General features: G+C 68.7%; 20 protein-coding genes. 16 read left to right on the top strand and 4 right to left on the bottom strand.

Going from position 1 to position 19,131, the window contains the following annotated elements:
- Positions 1 to 7 precede the first annotated feature (7 nt).
- Positions 8 to 586 carry a flavodoxin family protein gene (locus V5F53_RS05755; RefSeq protein ID WP_393997274.1) on the bottom strand — a complete coding sequence of 193 codons (579 nt, stop codon included), beginning with the start codon at positions 584 to 586 and terminating at the stop codon, positions 8 to 10.
- 222 nt (positions 587 to 808) lie between these two features.
- Between V5F53_RS05755 and V5F53_RS05760 the strand changes: the two genes are divergently transcribed.
- The 12 genes from V5F53_RS05760 (at position 809) to V5F53_RS05815 (ending at position 10,686) form a co-directional block, all read left to right on the top strand.
- A complete protein-coding gene (locus V5F53_RS05760; protein ID WP_393997273.1) occupies positions 809 to 1,123 on the top strand; it encodes an FtsB family cell division protein in 315 nt (104 codons plus the stop codon).
- Between the two features lie 163 nt (positions 1,124 to 1,286).
- On the top strand, positions 1,287 to 2,300 hold the full coding sequence (gene pdhA / locus V5F53_RS05765) for a pyruvate dehydrogenase (acetyl-transferring) E1 component subunit alpha (RefSeq protein WP_393997272.1): 1,014 nt from the start codon (positions 1,287 to 1,289) through the stop codon (positions 2,298 to 2,300).
- Positions 2,301 to 2,309: 9 nt separating this feature from the next.
- Positions 2,310 to 2,657 (top strand): hypothetical protein, encoded by a 348-nt coding sequence (locus tag V5F53_RS05770; protein ID WP_393997271.1) that lies wholly within the window; start codon positions 2,310 to 2,312, stop codon positions 2,655 to 2,657.
- Between the two features lie 5 nt (positions 2,658 to 2,662).
- Positions 2,663 to 4,030, top strand: coding sequence for a pyruvate dehydrogenase complex E1 component subunit beta (locus tag V5F53_RS05775; protein WP_393997270.1), 1,368 nt, complete (start codon positions 2,663 to 2,665; stop codon positions 4,028 to 4,030).
- A gap of 12 nt (positions 4,031 to 4,042) precedes the next feature.
- On the top strand, positions 4,043 to 5,389 hold the full coding sequence (locus V5F53_RS05780; RefSeq protein ID WP_393997269.1) for a pyruvate dehydrogenase complex dihydrolipoamide acetyltransferase: 1,347 nt from the start codon (positions 4,043 to 4,045) through the stop codon (positions 5,387 to 5,389).
- Positions 5,390 to 5,560: 171 nt separating this feature from the next.
- On the top strand, positions 5,561 to 5,797 hold the full coding sequence (locus tag V5F53_RS05785) for an HP1242/YdcH family protein (protein WP_393997268.1): 237 nt from the start codon (positions 5,561 to 5,563) through the stop codon (positions 5,795 to 5,797).
- A gap of 133 nt (positions 5,798 to 5,930) precedes the next feature.
- The gene (locus V5F53_RS05790; protein ID WP_393997267.1) at positions 5,931 to 6,518 is read left to right on the top strand and encodes a nucleoside 2-deoxyribosyltransferase; all 588 of its coding nucleotides are present in this window, start codon (positions 5,931 to 5,933) and stop codon (positions 6,516 to 6,518) included.
- Between the two features lie 57 nt (positions 6,519 to 6,575).
- Positions 6,576 to 7,991 (top strand): dihydrolipoyl dehydrogenase, encoded by a 1,416-nt coding sequence (gene lpdA / locus V5F53_RS05795; protein WP_393997266.1) that lies wholly within the window; start codon positions 6,576 to 6,578, stop codon positions 7,989 to 7,991.
- Positions 7,992 to 8,138: 147 nt separating this feature from the next.
- Positions 8,139 to 8,417, top strand: coding sequence for a GlsB/YeaQ/YmgE family stress response membrane protein (locus V5F53_RS05800; protein WP_393997265.1), 279 nt, complete (start codon positions 8,139 to 8,141; stop codon positions 8,415 to 8,417).
- A gap of 194 nt (positions 8,418 to 8,611) precedes the next feature.
- Positions 8,612 to 9,565 (top strand): lipoyl synthase, encoded by a 954-nt coding sequence (gene lipA, locus V5F53_RS05805; RefSeq protein ID WP_393997264.1) that lies wholly within the window; start codon positions 8,612 to 8,614, stop codon positions 9,563 to 9,565.
- A gap of 6 nt (positions 9,566 to 9,571) precedes the next feature.
- Entirely contained in the window at positions 9,572 to 10,027 is a 456-nt protein-coding gene (locus tag V5F53_RS05810; RefSeq protein ID WP_393997263.1) for a type II toxin-antitoxin system RatA family toxin, read from the top strand.
- A 77-nt stretch (positions 10,028 to 10,104) separates the two neighbouring features.
- Entirely contained in the window at positions 10,105 to 10,686 is a 582-nt protein-coding gene (locus tag V5F53_RS05815; RefSeq protein WP_393997262.1) for a hypothetical protein, read from the top strand.
- A 12-nt stretch (positions 10,687 to 10,698) separates the two neighbouring features.
- Here the strand turns inward: V5F53_RS05815 and V5F53_RS05820 are convergent, their stop codons facing one another.
- The 3 genes from V5F53_RS05820 to V5F53_RS05830 all read right to left on the bottom strand — a co-directional run bounded on the left by V5F53_RS05820 (position 10,699) and on the right by V5F53_RS05830 (position 12,865).
- Positions 10,699 to 11,091, bottom strand: a complete 393-nt coding sequence (locus V5F53_RS05820) for a rhodanese-like domain-containing protein (protein WP_393997261.1) — start codon at positions 11,089 to 11,091, stop codon at positions 10,699 to 10,701.
- An 89-nt stretch (positions 11,092 to 11,180) separates the two neighbouring features.
- Positions 11,181 to 11,672 (bottom strand): CinA family protein, encoded by a 492-nt coding sequence (locus V5F53_RS05825; protein ID WP_393997260.1) that lies wholly within the window; start codon positions 11,670 to 11,672, stop codon positions 11,181 to 11,183.
- Positions 11,669 to 12,865: a bifunctional 2-C-methyl-D-erythritol 4-phosphate cytidylyltransferase/2-C-methyl-D-erythritol 2,4-cyclodiphosphate synthase gene (locus V5F53_RS05830; RefSeq protein WP_393997259.1), complete on the bottom strand. Its 1,197-nt coding sequence runs from the start codon at positions 12,863 to 12,865 to the stop codon at positions 11,669 to 11,671. Before V5F53_RS05830 ends, V5F53_RS05825 begins: the two co-directional genes overlap by 4 nt.
- Before the next feature lie 217 nt (positions 12,866 to 13,082).
- Here V5F53_RS05830 and dusB point away from each other — a divergent pair, with 217 nt between their 5' ends.
- The 4 genes from dusB to V5F53_RS05850 all read left to right on the top strand — a co-directional run bounded on the left by dusB (position 13,083) and on the right by V5F53_RS05850 (position 19,129).
- The gene (gene dusB, locus V5F53_RS05835) at positions 13,083 to 14,081 is read left to right on the top strand and encodes a tRNA dihydrouridine synthase DusB (protein ID WP_393997258.1); all 999 of its coding nucleotides are present in this window, start codon (positions 13,083 to 13,085) and stop codon (positions 14,079 to 14,081) included.
- Positions 14,082 to 14,098: 17 nt separating this feature from the next.
- Positions 14,099 to 15,226: a two-component system sensor histidine kinase NtrB gene (locus V5F53_RS05840; RefSeq protein WP_393997257.1), complete on the top strand. Its 1,128-nt coding sequence runs from the start codon at positions 14,099 to 14,101 to the stop codon at positions 15,224 to 15,226.
- A gap of 7 nt (positions 15,227 to 15,233) precedes the next feature.
- Entirely contained in the window at positions 15,234 to 16,676 is a 1,443-nt protein-coding gene (gene ntrC / locus V5F53_RS05845; protein ID WP_393997256.1) for a nitrogen regulation protein NR(I), read from the top strand.
- 203 nt (positions 16,677 to 16,879) lie between these two features.
- Positions 16,880 to 19,129, top strand: coding sequence for a sensor histidine kinase NtrY-like (locus V5F53_RS05850; protein WP_393997255.1), 2,250 nt, complete (start codon positions 16,880 to 16,882; stop codon positions 19,127 to 19,129).
- The last annotated feature ends 2 nt before the right edge of the window (positions 19,130 to 19,131 follow it).

Consider the following 19,131-nt stretch of genomic DNA (forward strand, 5'->3'; position numbering starts at 1 on the left):
CGCCGGCTCAGGCGCCCCGGGTCCAGCGCACGGCGGCTTCCGCCACCCGCTTGCCCAGGTGGGCGGCGGTCTTGCGGTCGGCCTCCGGGGGCACCACGTCGGGGCCCTGGTCCACGTTCGACTGGGCGAAGGCGCCGCCGAAGCCGCCCAGGCGGTTCAGGTCGTTGATGGAGGCGGTGGAGGAATTGTTGCCGGGGTGCAGGCCCAGGCCCACCCACACCATGCCATGCTGCTGCGACAGCGCGATGAGGGCATTCAGGCCCTGCACCTTGTCGCCGCTCTGGCTGCCGGAGTTGACGAAGCCGGCGGCGAGCTTGTCCTTCCAGGCCAGGGACATCCAGCGCTTGGAGCTCTTCTCCGCAAACGCCTGGAACCCGGCCGACACGTTGCCCATGTAGATGGGCGAACCGAAGATGATGGCGGCGGCGCCGTCCAGCACCTCCCACTTGGTGTCCACCTCGTCCACGGAAATGAGGACGCCGTCGACGGCCTCCACTTCCTTGATGCCGGCGAGCACCGCTTCGGCCTGAACCTTCGTGTGGCCGTAGCCGGAATGATAGACGATGGCGACAACGGGCTTCGACATGATGAGTCTCCCCTCACATTCGTTCGACAGCGGTTGTGCCGTGCAAAAGTGATGATTTCCAGGCCTTATTGTGCAAGCCTTATGTGCATCTGCGCAAAGTGACGGGGTGTGCGCTCCGCTGCGGTGCAGCCGGGGCAGGGCCGGCGGTGGCCGGGCGCTGCGTCGGTGCTGGCAATGGGCGCCATTAAGCCGGTGGAAACCGGGACCGCCGAGACTGCGGCCATGCAAAGCCGCTCCCGCCTCCAATCCGCGCTCGCGACCCTTGCCCTGCATGTGGGCGCGGCCGCGCTCATCGCCTACTTTGCCTACAACGCCTACACCGGCGACCATGGCATCGTGGCCCAGCGCAACTACGAGCAGGAGGCCGCCCACCTCCAGGAGGAGCTGGCGACCTTGAAGGCTCAGCGGGTCGCGCTTGAGAACAAGGTCTCACTCCTGGCCGCCACCCGGCTCGATCCGGACATGCTGGACGAGGAGGGGCGGCGCCAGCTCAACTTCATCCATCCGAAGGATTTGGTGCTGCTTCGCAGCAAATGAACTCAATTTCAGTTCAACATACACATGAACCTGAATTTAGTTCAATCATTCAAAATCAAGACTTTACAATGTGTTGCGCTGCAACATGCGCAAATGGCGCTTTGCGGGTGCTGGAAGGTGCGCTAGATGAGTCCGCGAACTTCAGCGCATCCAGAGGTCGCCGATGGCTCCCAGGAAAACCGCCGCTCGTGCCGCCACATCCGCGGCCGGTTCCGCAACCTTCACGAAGGACGATGAACTCTTCGCCTACCGCGAGATGCTCCTGATCCGCCGCTTCGAGGAGAAGGCGGGCCAGATGTATGGCATGGGTCTCATCGGCGGCTTCTGTCACCTCTACATCGGCCAGGAGGCCGTTGTGGTGGGCATGCAGATGGCCATGAAGGAGGGCGATCAGGTCATCACCGGCTACCGTGACCACGGCCACATGCTGGCCGCCGGCATGGACCCGGACGGCGTGATGGCCGAGCTTACCGGCCGTCGCGGCGGCTATTCCAAGGGCAAGGGCGGCTCGATGCACATGTTCAGCATCGAGAAGCAGTTCTTCGGCGGCCACGGCATCGTCGGCGCCCAGGTCTCGCTCGGCACCGGCCTCGCCTTCGCCGACCGCTACAAGGAAAACGGCAACGTTTCCGTCACCTATTTCGGCGACGGCGCGGCCAACCAGGGGCAGGTCTACGAGAGCTTCAACATGGCGGAGCTGTGGAAGCTGCCGGTCGTGTATGTGATCGAGAACAACAAGTACGCCATGGGCACCTCGGTGTCCCGCGCCTCGGCCCAGCAGGACTTCTCCAAGCGCGGCACCTCGTTCAACATTCCCGGCGAGCAGGTGGACGGCATGGACGTGCGCGCGGTGCGCGACGCCGCCGACCGGGCCCTGGCCTTCGCCCGTGAGGGCAACGGCCCCTACATCCTGGAAATGCAGACCTACCGCTATCGCGGCCACTCCATGTCCGACCCGGCCAAGTACCGGTCGAAGGAGGAGGTGCAGAAGATGCGGACCGAGCACGACCCGATCGAGCAGGTGCGGGCGCGCCTGCTGGCCGACCATGGCGCCACCGAGGACGAGCTGAAGAAGGTCGATGCCGAGGTCCGCGACATCGTCGCCGCCTCCGCCGATTTCGCAACTCACAACCCGGAGCCGGACCCGTCCGAGCTCTACACCGACATCCTGCGCTGAGCGCCCGCCGTGGCCGCCGCCTTCCAGCTCCTCGCGCTTCTCGCCATCGCGGCGGCGCTGGCGAGCTGGGGCGTGGCGGTGGCCATCGGCCTTCAGGTGTTCGCCGCGCGGCGGTGGGAGGGGCGGGGCAACGGCATCGGCGCCCGTCTCCTGCTTCTGTTCTGGCCGTTCGCCCTCCGCCGCCGCGCGGATGACGACGGGCCGCTGGCGGCGCGCACCGGCAAGGCCACCGTCGCCTTCTTCGTCGCGCTGACGCTGGCCGTCGCGGCGATTTCCGCATCCACCAATCTGAACCATTCGCGTGCGTCCGCCGGGAAAGCTGCCCCCGTGCCCGGAGCGCCGCCGAGCAAGAGCTGACTGCCATGGCCATCGATGTCCTCATGCCGGCCCTGTCTCCCACCATGGAGAAGGGCAACCTCGCCAAATGGGTCAAGAAGGAAGGCGACACGGTGAAGTCCGGCGACGTGCTCGCCGAGATCGAGACCGACAAGGCCACCATGGAGGTGGAGGCCGTGGACGAGGGCATCCTCGGCAAGATCCTGGTGCCGGAAGGCACCCAGGACGTGGCCGTGAACACCCCCATCGCCATCATCGTCGCCGAGGGCGAGGATGTGAGCGCGGCCGCAGCGCCCGCCGCCGCTCCGTCCCTGGCGCCGACCCCCGTGGCCGCCGCGGTGGCCGCCCCCGCCGTGGTGGCGGCCGAGCCTGCCGTTGCGCCAAGCGATCCGGAAGTGCCGGCCGGCACCGAATATGTCACCCAGACCGTCCGCGAGGCCCTGCGCGATGCCATGGCCGAAGAAATGCGCCGGGACGGCGCAGTGTTCGTGATGGGCGAGGAAGTCGCCGAGTACCAGGGCGCCTACAAGATCACGCAAGGCCTGCTCCAGGAATTCGGCGCCAAGCGGGTGGTGGACACTCCGATCACCGAGCATGGCTTCGCCGGTCTCGCTGTAGGCGCGGCGTTCGCGGGGCTGAAGCCCATCGTGGAGTTCATGACCTTCAACTTCGCCATGCAGGGCATCGACCACATCATCAACTCGGCGGCGAAGACGCTCTACATGTCGGGCGGGCAGGTGCTCAGCTCCATCGTCTTCCGCGGACCGAACGGCGCGGCGGCCCGTGTCGGCGCCCAGCACAGCCAGGATTACGCCGCCTGGTATTCCAACGTGCCCGGCCTCAAGGTGGTTGCCCCCTATTCCGCGGCCGACGCCAAGGGCCTGCTGAAGGCCGCGATCCGCGATCCCAACCCGGTGATCTTCCTGGAGAACGAGATTCTCTACGGTCACTCCTTCGAGGTGCCGAAGCTCGACGACTTCGTGCTGCCCATCGGCAAGGCGCGCATCGCACGGGCCGGCAAGGACGTGACGCTGGTGTCGTTCTCCATCGGCATGACCTATGCCCTGAAGGCGGCCGACGAGCTGGCCAAGCAGGGCATCGAGGCGGAGGTGATCGACCTGCGCACCATCCGCCCCATGGATGTCGCCACCATCGTCGCCTCGGTGAAGAAGACCGGGCGCTGCGTCACCGTGGAGGAGGGCTGGCCGCAGTCCGGCATCGGCGCCGAGATCATCGCCCAGCTGATGGACAAGGCGTTCGACTATCTCGACGCCCCGGTGCTGCGCGTGACCGGCAAGGATGTGCCCATGCCCTACGCCGCCAACCTGGAAAAGCTGGCCCTGCCGTCGGTCGCCGAGGTGATCGAGGCCGTCCATGCCGTGACCTATCGCTGAGGGGGACTTGCGATGCCCATCGAGATCCTGATGCCAGCCCTCTCTCCCACCATGGAGAAGGGCAACCTCGCCAAGTGGGTCAAGAAAGAAGGCGACACGGTGAAGTCCGGCGACGTGCTCGCCGAGATCGAGACCGACAAGGCCACCATGGAGGTGGAGGCCGTGGACGAAGGCGTGCTGGCCAAGATCCTGGTGCCGGAAGGCACCCAGGACGTGCCGGTGAACCAGCTCATTGCCGTGCTGGCCGGCGACGGCGAGGACGCCAAGGCGGTTGCGGCGTCCGCCGGGCAGGGCGGGGCTGCGGCTCCGGCCCCCGTTGCCGCCAGCGCGCCCGTCGCCGCGGCACCGGCTGCCGCACCGGCCGCGCCCCAGGCAGCGCCGGTTGCTGCCGCTCCTGCTGCCGCTCCGGCCGGCCGGGTGTTCGCCTCGCCGCTGGCCCGGAGGCTCGCCAAGGAGAAGGGCGTGGAGATCGCCGCCATCGCCGGCAGCGGTCCCCATGGCCGCGTCATCGCCCGCGATGTGGCGGGGGCCCAGCCCGGGGCCAAGCCTTCCGCCGCTCCGGCTGCGGCCCCCGCTGCCCTCGCCGCGCCGGCGCCGAAGGCGGCGCTTGCCAGCGCGCCGGGCGTGGATCAGGTGAAGGCCTTCTACGAGGCCGGCAGCTACGAGGAAGTGTCGCTGGACGGCATGCGCAAGACCATCGCCCGCCGGCTGGTGGAGAGCGAGCAGGTCACGCCCACCTTCTTCCTCACCGTGGATTGCGACCTGGACGATTTGAATGCCCTGCGCGAGCAGGTGAACGCCAATGCCGCCAAGGACAAGGACGGCAAGCCGGTCTACCGGGTCTCGGTCAACGACTTCATCATCAAGGCGCTGGCGCTGGCCCTGCAGAAGGTCCCGGCCTGCAATGCGGTGTGGGCGGAAGACCGCATCCTGCGCATGAAGCATTCCGACGTCGGCGTGGCGGTGGCCATCGACGGCGGCCTCTATGCCCCGGTGGTGAAGAAGGCCGAGCAGAAGACCCTGTCCGCCATCTCCAACGAGATGCGCGACCTGGCCGCCCGCGCCCGCACCAAGAAGCTGAAGCCGGAGGAGTATTCCGGTGGTTCGTCGTCGGTGTCGAACCTCGGCATGATGGGGATCCGCAACTTTACGGCCATCATCAACGCGCCGCAGTCTTCCATTTTCGCTATCGGTGCGTCGGAACAGCGGGTGGTGCCGCGGGGCGGCGAGGTGAAGATCGTCACCCAGATGACGGTGACCATGACCTGCGACCACCGCGTGATGGACGGCGCCCTTGGCGCCGAGCTTCTCGCCGCCTTCAAGGGCTTCATCGAGAAGCCCATGAGCATGCTGGTGTGACGACGCCCGGGCCGGGTCGCGGCGACCCGGCCCGGCTGTCCGGCCCTGTCCGGCTGGTGTAAGGCAAGCCCGGCTCGCACCGCGAGCGCCTTGCGCCCCATGGGCGTGCGAGAGGACTGGCGGCGCCGCCCTGAGCGGGCGCGGCGCGGCCCAAGACAGGTGAACTGAAAAATGAGCAACACGCCCCACGAACTCGCCGCCGATTTTCCTGAACACGCCGAGAAGATCCAGGCCCTGAAGGCGAGCGACGCACATTTCGCCAAGCTTTACACCGCCTACCACGAGGTGAACGGCCAGGTGCACCGGGCCGAAACCAATGTGGAGCCCACCGGCGACGCGGAGATCGAGTCCCTGCGCCGCGAGCGGATGAAGCTCAAGGATGAGCTTTACGCGCTTCTGACCCGGTGACGGTCTCCACCTGACCTGCAGCGGGCCCCGGCCCGCTGTCCTGTCCTATCGCCGCCGCGTCCCGGGTGCCGGGCGCGGCGGCCGTCCAGGGCCGGCGACCCGCCGCGCCGGTACCGGAGAACGGGCAAGCGCCATGAAGCTCTATCTCGCCGGCCCTGAAGTGTTCCTCGACGATGCGCGCGAGATCGGCCGGCGCAAGCTGGAGCTGTGCGCCCGCTTCGGTTTCACCGGGCTGTTTCCCATCGATGGCGAGCCCCTGCTGGTGGATGAAGGCGGCAGCCTGGCGCGAACCATCTTCGCCAACAACCTGTCGCTGATGCGGGCAGCCGATGCCGTGGTCGCCAATCTCACACCGTTCCGGGGTGTCAGCGCCGATCCGGGCACCGCGTTCGAGGTGGGGTTCGCCTTCGCTTTGGGCAAGCCGGTGGCCGCCTATAGCAACGCCCCCGGCGAGCTGAAGCACCGTGCCCGTGCCGCCATCGGGCCGGCGACGGGAGAGGACCACGCCCCCACCTTTCTCGCCGACGGGCTCCATGTGGAGGACTTCGGCCATTTCGACAACCTGATGCTGGCGGAGGCGCTGGCCGCAAGCCGGCTGCCGGTGCTCCAGGCCGAGGCCCCCCTGGCTGACCCGTTTCGCGACCTGATCCTGTTCGAGCGCGCGGTCGCGGCGCTGGCCGAGGCCCGCGCCGCCGGGCAGCTCGCGCCACCTTTATCCTGAACTCCACAGCTCGCCGAAAACGCGCCCGGCGAGACGGTATCCCGAGGAGGGCTCCTTATGGCTGAGACCTACGACATCATCGTCATCGGCGGCGGGCCGGGCGGCTATGTGGCCGCTATCCGCGCCGCCCAGCTGGGCTTCAAGACCGCCGTCGTGGAAAAGAGCCACCTGGGCGGCATCTGTCTCAACTGGGGCTGCATTCCCACCAAGGCTCTGCTGCGCTCGGCCGAGATCTATCATTACATGGAGCACGCCAAGGATTACGGCCTGTCGGCGGAGAAGATCGGCTTCGACATCGCCGCCGTGGTGAAGCGCTCGCGCGGCGTCTCGGCCCAGCTCGCCACCGGCGTCGGCTTCCTGTTGGCGAAGAACAAGGTGGACGTGATCTGGGGCAAGGCCACCTTCGCCGCCCCGGGCAAGCTGAAGGTTGAAGCCGCCGCCAATCCGCCCAAGGGGGCCAAGGGCGGCGGCGATTACGAGGCCAGGCACGTCATCATCGCCACCGGCGCCCGCCCCCGCGCGCTACCGGGCATCGAGCCCGACAAGAAGCTGATCTGGACCTATTTCGACGCCATGGTGCCGGAGAAGGCTCCGAAAAGCCTGCTGGTGATGGGGTCGGGCGCCATCGGCATCGAATTCGCCTCTTTCTATCGCACGCTCGGCGTGGAGGTGACGGTGGTGGAGGTGCTGCCGCAGATTCTGCCGGTGGAGGACGAGGAGATTGCCGCGCTCGCCCGCAAGCGGTTCGAAAAGCAGGGCATGAAGATTCTTTCCGGCGCCAAGGTCTCCGGCGTCACCAAGCATGCCGACAGCCTCACGGTCCATGTGGTGGACGACAAGGGCAAGACCCAGGACATCACCGTGGAGCGGATGATTTCCGCCGTCGGCGTGGTGGGCAATGTGGAGGGCCTGGGCCTGGAGGCCATCGGCGTGAAGCATGAGCGCGGCATCATCGCCATCGACGGCTTTGGGCGCACCAACGTGCCGGGCGTCTACGCCATCGGCGACATCGCCGGCCCGCCCATGCTGGCGCACAAGGCGGAGCACGAGGGCGTCATCTGCGTCGAGACCATCAAGGGCCTGCATACCCACCCCATGGACAAGGGCAAGATCCCCGGTTGCACCTATTGCACGCCGCAGATCGCCTCCGTCGGCCTCACTGAGAAGAAGGCCAAGGAGGCCGGGCGCCAGATCAAGGTGGGGCGCTTCCCCTTCATCGGCAACGGCAAGGCCATTGCCCTGGGCGAGCCGGATGGGCTGGTGAAGACGATTTTCGACGCCAAGACGGGTGAACTGCTGGGCGCCCATCTGATCGGCGCCGAGGTGACCGAGCTGATCCAGGGCTTCGTGGTGGCCATGAACCTGGAGACCACCGAGGAAGACCTGATGCACACGGTGTTCCCGCATCCCACCCTGTCGGAGACCATGCACGAGAGCGTGCTGGCCGCCTACGGCCGGGCGATCCACATCTGACGCGCCGTCCGCGCGGAGCGGGCGGGGGACGGGGCGGGGAGGGGAGCCTCCCGGCCCCGCCAAGCTGAGGCGCGGCTGCGCGCGGCGGAGATTTGCGCTACAAGGGGATGTGGCCCCTCGCGGGGCGGGAACCAGGCGGGGGCGAGCATGACCGGCGAGACCTATGCGATCCTGAACCAGCCGGGCGTCGGCTTCTTCTCCATGCTGCTCATCGGCGTCATCGCCGGCTGGGTGGCCGAGCGGGTGACCGAGAGCAACCACGGCCTGCTCACCAACCTGCTGGTGGGCATCCTGGGCTCGTTCTTCGGCGGCTGGCTGGCGGCGCTGCTGGAAATCCCGGTGTTCGGCTTCTTCCGCACCCTGGTGGCCGCCATCGTCGGCGCCATCATCCTCCTGTGGCTGTGGCGCAAGATCCGATCCCGCTGAGGGCGGGGCGGATCGAGAGTCCCCACCCCCGCCGCGGGTGGCGCCGGCGCCGGCGCTGCCCTATATGGGGGAAGGGTTTGCATGACGGTGTCGTCGGCCGCAGGGCGGGCACCCAGGAGTCTGGCGCCACCGGCAGCGGGGGCGACGTTTCCGGCTGTCCGCCGTCGCGGGGCCGCACGAGGTTGGGCAAGGCCATGGTCAATGTCATCAACACGCTGAACCGTCCCCGCCACCCGGAAAAGGCGCACAAGCCGTTGACCGAGGTGCAGCGCAAGCCGGACTGGATTCGCGTGAAGGCGCCGGGCTCGGCGGGCTGGTCGCAGACCGCCGGCATCGTGCGCGCCAACGGCCTGCATACGGTGTGCGAGGAGGCGGGCTGCCCCAACATCGGCGAGTGCTGGGAAAAGAAGCACGCCACCATGATGATCATGGGCGACACCTGCACCCGCGCCTGTGCCTTCTGCAACGTCCGCACCGGCATGCCCGGCCCGCTGGACCCGGACGAGCCGCAGAAGGTGGCGGACGCGGTGGCCCAGCTCGGCCTTTCCCATGTGGTCATCACCTCGGTCGACCGGGACGACCTCGCCGACGGCGGGGCGCAGCATTTCGCCCGGACCATCGCCGCCATCCGCGCCAGCAGCCCGCACACCACCATCGAGATCCTCACCCCCGACTTCCTGCGCAAGGATGGGGCGCTGGAGGTGGTGGTGGCGGCCCGGCCCGACGTGTTCAACCACAACCTGGAGACGGTGCCGGCGAAATATCTCACGGTGCGGCCCGGGGCGCGCTATTTCCACTCCCTGCGCCTGCTGCAGAAGGTGAAGGAGATCGACCCCTCCCTGTTCACCAAGTCCGGCATCATGGTGGGCCTGGGCGAGCAGCGCAACGAGGTGCTCCAGCTCATGGACGACCTGCGCTCGGCGGACGTGGACTTCATCACCATTGGCCAGTATCTCCAGCCCACCCGCCAGCACCACAAGGTGGAAGCGTTCGTCACCCCGGACGAGTTCAAGGCCTATGAGACGGTGGCCTTCGCCAAGGGCTTCCTGATGGTCTCATCGAGCCCGCTCACCCGCTCCTCGCACCATGCGGGCGAGGATTTCGCGAAGCTGCGCGCCGCCCGCGCCGCCAAGCTCGGGCGGGCCTGACACACCGTGCCCTCCTTCTCCAACGCGCGGCGCGTGACGCACGGCGCCGTCGAGATGTTTGATCTGGTCGCCGACGTGGAGCGCTATCCGGAGTTCGTGCCCCTGTGCGCGGCGCTGCGGGTGAAGCGGCGCGTGCGCTCGGACGAGGGGGTGGAGATTCTGGTGGCCGACATGACGGTCGCCTACAAGATGATTCGCGAGACCTTCACCTCGCGGGTGATGCTGGACCGGCCGCGGCTTGCCATCCATGTGGAATACCTGGACGGCCCCTTCAGCCGGCTGGACAACCGCTGGGAATTCCTGCCGCGCGGGGAGGGGGCGTGCGAGGTGAAGTTCTTCATCTCCTACGAATTCCGCTCCCGAACCCTGGGCCTGCTCATGGGCGCCATGTTCGACGCCGCCTTCCGCCGCTTCGCGGACGCCTTCGAGGCGCGGGCGAACGCCGTTTACGGCACCGTCTGATCCCTTTGCACCTGCGCCGGTTCGCTGTTAAGTGCCCGCGGCGCGGAGCAGCCGTCGCAGCGATCAGGGGAGACCACATGGACCGCCCGGAACTGACTTTTCCGCCCGATGAAAGTCGGCATGTGCGGGAGGCTTACGGCGCCGCCACAGTCATTCTGGAATATGGGACGGGTGGTTCCACGGTGCTGTGTTCGGAATTGCCGGGCAAGACCCTGTTCGCGGTGGAGAGCGACGGCGCCTGGCTCGACGGTGTGCGCGGCTACATCGAGGGCCAGGGCACTGGCTCGACCATCGTGTATCACCATGCCGACGTCGGCCCCACCAAGCGCTGGGGCTACCCGAAGGACCCCAGCAAAGCCCGCGAGTGGAGCGCCTATTCGGTCGGGGTGTGGAAGCGCCCGGAGTTCCGCCAGCCGGAACTGGTGCTGATCGACGGCCGCTTCCGCGTCGCCTGCTTCCTCGCCACGGTGGCGCTGACCCAGGCGCCGGTGACCATCCTGTTCGACGACTATACGCCGCGCGAGCATTATCACGTGGTGGAGGAACTGGCGAAGCCGGTGGAGTATCACGGCCGCATGGCGGTGTTCAAAGTGCAGCCGGGCCTGCTCACCGTCAGCCGCCTGCTCGACTACATCGGCTATTTCCACGACACGCGCTGAAGCATCGCCCGGTCACGGGGACACCGGCGCGCCGCTCTCCTTCCACGCCTTGAAGCCGCCTTCGACGTGCAACACCGGCTTCAGGCCCATGTCGAGGGCGGTGGCGGCGCTCAGCACCGAGCGCCAGCCGGCGGCGCACAGGAAGATGAAGGCCCGATCCTCGCCGAACACCGGCTTGAAATAGGGGCTTTCCGGGTCGATCCAGAATTCCAGCATGCCGCGCGGGCAGTGAAAAGCGCCGGGAATACGCCCCTCGCGCTCCAGCTCGCGTACGTCGCGCACATCCACCAGCACCGCTTCCCCGGAGCCGAGGCGCTGTGCCGCTTCCAGCGGCGCCAGTGCCGGCACGCGGGCGTTCGCCTCAGCGAGCAGGGCCTTATAGCCGCGGGTAATGATCTGGGTCATGATTTGCCCTCCCGATTTTTGTGAATTGTGCACGGGAGAAAACCGGGCAGGGGCGGCCTGTCAAGGCCTGCCCGCGCCCCGGGCCGGGGTCAGGCCGCCGCGTCCGCCAGCAGCGCCAGCGCCACCAGCACCGAGCGGCGGCGAATCTCGGCGCGGCCGAGGTCGCCGAACGCCATTTCGCAGGCGCGCGTGGTGCCGTCCGGCCGGGCACAGGCGAAATGCACCAGCCCCACCGGCTTCCCGGGCGAGCCGCCGCCGGGACCGGCCACCCCGGTGACGGACACCGCCGCGCTGACGCCGGCGGCTGCACGCGCGCCTTCCGCCATGGCGCGGGCGGTTTGCGCGCTCACCGCGCCGTGCGCGGCCAGCGTCGCCTCGGGCACGCCGAGCATGGCGGTCTTGGCAGCGTTGGAATAGGTCACGAACCCCCGGTCCACCACGTCGGAGGAGCCCGGCACGGCGGTGAGCGCCCCGGCGACGAGACCGCCGGTGCACGATTCGGCGGTGGCCAGGGTCCACCCCCGGGCGCGGAAGGCAGACAGCACGGCCTCGGCGGCGGCGTAGGTGGCAGCGTCGGTCATGCGTCGTCCTCGGGGAAGGGGAGGCGAACAGTGGCGGTGGCGAGGGCGGCGATGCCTTCGCGCCGGCCGGTGAAGCCGAGCTTTTCCGTGGTGGTGGCCTTGACGCTCACCCGCCCCAGCGGCACGCCGGCGATGCGCGCCACGGCGGCGCGGATGGCCTCGCGGTGCGGCCCCACCTTGGGCGCCTCGCAGATGAGGGTCAGGTCGAGATGGGCGATGCGCCCGCCCCGGGCCGCCACGCGCTGGGCGGCGTGGGCGAGGAAGCGGTCGGAGGAGGCGCCCTTCCACTGCGGGTCGGAGGGGGGGAAATGGGCGCCGATGTCGCCCTCGCCCAGGGCGCCGAGCACCGCATCGGTGAGGGCGTGCAGTCCCACGTCGGCATCCGAATGGCCGGCCAGGGCGAAGGCGTGGGGAATGGCGACGCCGCCCAGCATCACATGGTCACCGGGAGCGAAGGCGTGCACGTCGAAGCCGCTGCCGGTGCGCACGTCGCCGAGCTCGGCCAGGGTGGCCGCGCCGGTGGCCCGGGCGAGATCCTCTGCGGACGTGAGCTTCAAATTGGAAACCTCCCCCTCGAAGGTGGCAACCGAATGGCCGGCCCACTCCATCACCGCCGCATCGTCGGTGAGGTGGACCAGGCCGGCGGCGGCGGCAGCGTCATGGGCGAGCGCCAGGGCATCGAAATCGAACGCCTGCGGCGTCTGCACGGTGCGCAGGGCGGTCCGGTCCAGGGTCGAGGCCACGGCGCCGGCGTCGTCCACGGTCTTGATGGTATCGGTGACCGCCAGCACCGGGATGGCGGCTTCGTAACGCTCGGCGGCGGCGACGGCGCGGGAGATGAGGGCGGGCGAGACGAAGGGGCGGGCGGCATCGTGCACCAGGACGCTGCCCGGAGAATGGGCGGCCAACGCCAGCAGCCCGGCGCGAACCGATCCTTGCCGCGTCGCCTCTCCCAGGGCCGGTGCCAGTATCTTGGGCAAATCGGCCGCGGCATCCGCAAAGAGGTCCGAATCATCCTTATGAATGACCGTGAGAACGCCGCAGATGTCTGGATGAGCGGCGAACCGCTGCAGCGTGTGGCGCAGGACGGATTGGCCGCCGATCACGCGATATTGCTTGGGCAGCGCGCCGCCGGCGCGGGTGCCGCGCCCCGCCGCGACAACGATGGCGAAGCAGCGCCTGGAGCTGGTCATGGGGGTCTCTCTTTGGGTCCCGCCTGTTCAAGCGCGCTTGGCGCCCCCGCGCAAGGGGTGAGACGGCGGCGGGCCGGGAACACGCCGTCCATGCCTAATTTGATGCTGCGCCGCACATCTGCGCACACTGCACTTGCACGGTCGGCGTAAATGTCTAACATCTAGGCAACATCGAGCTGGCCCAATTTCTGTGCATCAAAATGACACCCCTTCGCCCATGACGCTCCGGATCGGACCTTATGTCCTTCCCAACGCGGTGCTGCTCGCCCCGATGGCGGGAATCACCGATGCGCCGGTGCGGCGCATGGCGCTGCGCTACGGCGCCGGACTGACGATCTCCGAGATGGTGGCGAGCAACGCGCTGCTGGAGGGTCACCCGGAAATGCTGCTGCGCGCCGAGGGGGAGGGCGTGGCGCTGCACGCGGTGCAGATCGCCGGCAACGACCCCTATTGGATGGGCGAGGCGGCGCGGATGGCGGAGGCCGCCGGCGCCGGCCTCATCGACATCAACATGGGCTGCCCGGCCAAGCGGGTGACCACCGGCGCGGCCGGCGCCGCCCTGCTCAGGGACCTGCCGCTGGCGCGGCGCATCCTGGAGGCGGTGCGCGCCGCGGTGACGGTGCCGGTCACGGTGAAGACCCGGCTCGGCTGGGACGCCGCCAGCCCCACCGCCGTGGACCTCGCCCGCATGGCGGAGGCGACCGGCCTGGCCCTGGTGACGGTACACGGCCGCACCCGCTGCCAGTTCTACACCGGCCGCGCCGATTGGATGGCGATCCGGGCGGTGAAGGCGCAGGTGGGGATTCCGGTGATCGCCAATGGCGACCTGGCGGTGGCGGAGGACGGGGCAGCGATGCTGGCGGCCTCCGGCGCCGATGGCGTGATGATCGGCCGCGGCGCACAGGGGCGCCCGTGGTTCCCCGGGCAGGTGGCGCGGGCGCTGGCCGACGGGCGGGCCCCCGCCGATCCCGCCCTCGCCGAGCAACGCGACGTGCTGCTGGAGCTCTACGAGGGGTGGCTCGCCCTTTACGGCACCGCGCTCGGCGTGCGCCAGGCGCGCAAGCACATCGGCTGGGCGCTCGACGCGGCGGGCGGCCAGGGAAGCGATTTCACGCGCGGGTGGCGGGCACGGCTGCTCACCGCCGAGGACCCGGCGCAGGTGCGCGCGGGCCTCGCGGCCGCCTATGACGAACTCATGTGGAGGGCGGCGGCATGACGGCCGAAGCCAGGACGATGGATACAAAACGCAAGTCGCAGCAGGAGCCCGACCAGTGCCTCACGCGGGCGATCCTGGACGCGGTGCCGCACCCGCTCTTCACCATCGCCGGCAACGGCCATGTGGTGGATGCCAATGTCGCAGCGGAAGCCTTCTTCGAGGTGAGCGCGCCGCTGCTGCGGCGCCGGCCGTTCACCGAGTTCGTGCCGTTCGGCACGCCGCTGCTGGGCCTCATCGACCAGGTGCGGGCGCGCGGCGCGCCGGTGAATGAGTATCGGGTCGACCTCGGGACCCCGCGCAACGGCGGCGAGCGCATCGTCGACATCCACGTGGCGCCGGTGGCGGAGCAGCCGAACCATGTGGTGGTGATGCTGCAGGAGCGCACCATCGCCGACAAGATGGACCGCCAGCTCACCCACCGCGGCGCCGCCCGTTCGGTCAGCGCGCTGGCCTCCATGCTGGCGCACGAGATCAAGAATCCGCTGTCCGGCATCCGCGGCGCGGCGCAGCTGCTGGAACAGTCCGCCGGCGACGAGGATCGCGCGTTGACCCGCCTCATCTGCGACGAGGCGGATCGCATCGTGAAGCTGGTGGACCGCATGGAGGTGTTCTCCGACGAGCGCCCGGTGGAGCGCGAGCCGGTCAACATCCACGCCGTGCTGGAGCATGTGCGCACCCTGGCCATGAGCGGGTTCGCCCGCAACATCCGCTTCGTGGAGGAGTACGACCCCTCGCTGCCGCCGGTGCTGGCCAACCGCGACCAGCTCATCCAGGTTTTCCTCAACCTGGTGAAGAATGCAGCGGAGGCCATCGCCGGCGATCCCGACGGCGAGATCCAGCTCACCACCGCCTTCCGCCCCGGCGTGCGGCTGACCGTGCCGGGCGCCTCCTCCCGCGTCAGCCTGCCGCTTGAATTCTGCGTGCGCGACAACGGCAAGGGCGTGCCCGACGATCTCGTGCCCCACCTGTTCGACCCGTTCGTGACCACCAAGCCCACCGGCAGTGGCCTTGGACTTGCTTTGGTCGCCAAGATCATCGGCGACCATGGCGGCATCGTCGAATGCGAAAGCCAGCCCCGCCGCACCACGTTCCGCGTTCTCCTGCCGATGTATCGCGGCACGAGCCCCGCCCGAGAGGCCAACTGAGGTGTCCATGCCTACCGGAAGCATCCTGGTCGCCGACGACGACGCCGCGATCCGCACGGTGCTCAACCAGGCCCTGTCGCGGGCCGGGTATGAAGTGCGCTCCTGCGGCAATGCGGCGACCCTCTGGCGCTGGGTGAGCCAGGGCGACGGCGACCTCGTCATCACCGACGTGGTGATGCCGGACGAGAACGCGTTCGACCTCCTGCCCCGCATCAAGAAGGCGCGCCCCGACCTGCCGGTCATCGTCATGAGCGCCCAGAACACGTTCATGACCGCCATCCGCGCCTCCGAGCGCGGCGCCTATGAATATCTGCCGAAGCCGTTCGACCTGAAGGAGCTCATTTCCATCGTCGGCCGCGCCCTGGCGGAGCCGAAGAAAGGCGACCACGGGGTCGCGCTGCCCGAGGAGCAGGACAATATTCCCCTGGTGGGCCGCTCGCCGGCCATGCAGGAGATCTACCGCCTGCTTGCCCGGCTGATGCAGACCGACCTGACGGTGATGATCGTGGGCGAGAGCGGCACCGGCAAGGAGCTGGTGGCCCGCGCCCTGCACGATTACGGCAAGCGCCGCACCGGGCCGTTCGTGGCCATCAACATGGCGGCGATCCCGCGCGACCTCATCGAATCGGAGCTGTTCGGCCACGAGAAAGGCTCGTTCACCGGCGCCACCACCCGCAACCCCGGCCGCTTCGAGCAGGCCGAGGGAGGCACGCTGTTCCTGGACGAGATCGGCGACATGCCGATGGAGGCCCAGACCCGGCTGCTGCGGGTGCTGCAGCAGGGCGAATACACCACCGTGGGCGGGCGCACCCCCATCAAGACCGACGTGCGCATCATCGCCGCCACCAACAAGGACTTGAGGACCCTGATCCAGCAGGGGCTGTTCCGCGAGGACCTGTTCTTCCGCCTGAATGTGGTGCCGCTGCGCCTGCCGCCCCTGCGCGAGCGCTCCGAGGACGTTCCGGACCTGGTGCGGCATTTCTTCCTGCAGGCGGAGCGGGAGGGCCTGCCGGCCAAGCAGGTGGACGGCGCGGCGCTGGACCGGCTGAAGCGCTACCGCTGGCCGGGCAATGTGCGCGAGCTGGAAAATCTGGTGCGGCGCCTCGCGGCGCTCTACCCGCAGGAGGTCATCACCACCGCCATCATCGACGCCGAGCTGTCGGAACCGATGCCGAGCCCGCTCGGCGAGGAGGGGCCGGTGGACGCCACCCTGGCGGCCTCGGTGGAGCGCCACCTGAACACTTATTTTGCCGGCTTCGGAGAGGACCTGCCGCCGCCAGGCCTGTACCACCGCATCCTGAAGGACGTGGAATATCCCCTGCTGTCGGCGGCGCTGGCGGTGACGCGGGGCAACCAGATCAAGGCCGCCGAGCTGCTCGGGCTGAATCGCAACACCCTGCGCAAGAAGATCCGCGACCTCGACATCCAGGTCATCCGCACCAGCCGCTGAGGCGGAAGGGGCAGGACGGACCCCAAGCCGGCGCGGGAGCCGGCTACCCGCCTGCGCATCATGCCTGGGTGCAACTTCCCGCGCCTGTGGCGAATGTCACATTTTTGCACCAGTGTCGTTCCACTGCATCACCGGCTGCAGCCCGCGCCAGGCCTTGAGTCGCTCCACTCAAGCCGGTGCGGCAGTGGGGAGACGACCGCCGCATGATGAACGCGCCCGCCGAGGACGCCCCGGGCCTTCCAAAGCCCCGCCGCAGGCTCATGGCGCGCCTGTTCGCGCCCACCGTCGTGGCCCTGGCGCTGGCGTCGGCGCTGGCGGCATTCCTGATTCTGATGGGGCTGACGCGCATCGTGCCGTCTCCCCAGGTGGCCGTGGGGGTGCTGGCGGGGTGCGGCGTCGCCGGGCTCATCCTGCTGGCCATCATCGCCCGCGAGGTGTGGGGCATCTTCCGCGAGCGGGCGCGGGGGCGGGCGGCGGCGCGGCTGCTGGTGCGCATCGTCGGGCTGTTCGCGGTCATCGCCGTGGCGCCCACGGTGGTGGTGGCCATCGTCGCCAGCCTCACCCTGGATCGCAGCCTGGACCGCTACTTCTCCAGCCGCACCCAGAACATCGTCGCCTCGGCCGGCTCGGTGGCGCAAACCTATGTGCGCGAGCACGCGCTCTCCATTCGCGGCGACGCGCTGGCCATGTCGACTGACATCTCGCGCTTGAAACCGCTCTATGACAGCGACCTGGAGAAGTTCCTGCAGATCTTCACCGCCCAGGCGGCGCTGCGGAACGTGCCGGGGGCGCAGATCATCCGCCGCGACCTCAGCACCGTGCAGCGGGCGAGCCTCCACACCGACCGTGAATTCATGGTGCCCACCAACATCGCCGTCAACGAGGCGACGCCGGAACAGCCCATCATCTATCTGCCGTCCGACGCCGATTTCGTGGGCGCGGTCGTGCCCATCAGCGGGTTCGACGACCTGTTCCTCTATGTGGCGCGGCCCATCGACCCGCGGGTGATCGGCTACCTGAAGGTCACCCACGACACGCTGATGGACTATCGGGCGCTGGAGGAGCGGCGCTTCAACGTGCAGCTCGCCTTCGCGCTCATGTACGCGCTCATCACCCTGATCGTGCTGCTGTCGGCGCTGTGGCTGGCCATCAACTTCTCCAAATGGCTGGTGGCTCCCATCCGCCGCCTGATGTGGGCGGCGGACCGGGTGGCGGCGGGCAACCTCGATGTCCAGGTGCCGGTACACAAGTCCGAGGGCGACCTTGCCACCCTGGGCGAGACCTTCAACAACATGACCTCCGAGCTGAAGGGGCAGCGCAACGATATCGTGCGCGCCCGCGACCAGATGGACAGCCGCCGCCGCTTCACCGAGGCGGTGCTGGCGGGCGTCGGGGCCGGGGTGATCGGCCTCGACGCGGACGAGCGCGTCACCATCCTGAACCGCTCGGCCGAGCGCCTGCTGGGCTTGAGCGAGGCGGAGGCCCTGGGCCGCCAGCTGGCCGAGGTGGTGCCGGAGACCGCCTCGCTCATCACCGAGGCGGAGCACGCCGGCCAGCGCATCATCCAGGGTAACATCACCCTGCAGCGCGACGGGCGCGAACGGGTGTTCGCCATGCGCGTCACCACCGAGCAGTCGCCGGAGGCCGAGCATGGCTGGGTGGTGACGCTGGACGACATCACCGCCCTCATCACTGCGCAGCGCACCTCGGCCTGGGCCGACGTGGCGCGCCGCATCGCCCACGAGATCAAGAACCCGCTGACGCCCATCCAGCTTTCGGCCGAGCGGCTGAAGCGCAAGTATGGCCGCCATATCACGCAGGATCGCGACGTGTTTGACCAGTGCACGGACACCATCATCCGCCAGGTCGGCGACATCGGGCGCATGGTGGACGAGTTCTCCTCCTTCGCCCGCATGCCAAAGCCGGTGGTGGATGCGCAGGACCTCACCGAGACCATTCGCCAGGCGGTGTTCCTGATGCGCGTCGGCCACCCCGCCGTGACCTTCGAGACCGAGCTGCCCACCGCGCTGCCGGCCCGCTACGACCGGCGCCTGATCTCCCAGGCGCTCACCAACATTCTTAAGAACGCGGCAGAAGCCATTGATGGTCTTCCAGAATCCGAGCGCGCCGCGCCGCGCATCAAGGTCAGCGCCGAACGCCTTGGCGAGGACCTCGTGATCGACGTGATCGACAACGGCATGGGCCTGCCCCAGGACAAGCGCAACCGTCTGCTGGAGCCTTATGTGACCACCCGCGAGAAGGGCACGGGGCTCGGCCTCGCCATCGTCGGCAAGATCATGGAAGAGCATGGCGGCGGCATCGAGCTCAACGATTCACCGGAAGGACGCGGCGCCTGGATCCGCCTGCGGCTGCGGGCCGACGGGCAGCCGGGCGGCGACGGTGCCGCTGCGTCCGCGACGCTGCCTTCCCCCCCTGCTGCCGGGAGAGCCTGAGA

The organism is Xanthobacter cornucopiae (genome assembly GCF_043195065.2).
Taxonomy (GTDB): domain Bacteria; phylum Pseudomonadota; class Alphaproteobacteria; order Rhizobiales; family Xanthobacteraceae; genus Xanthobacter.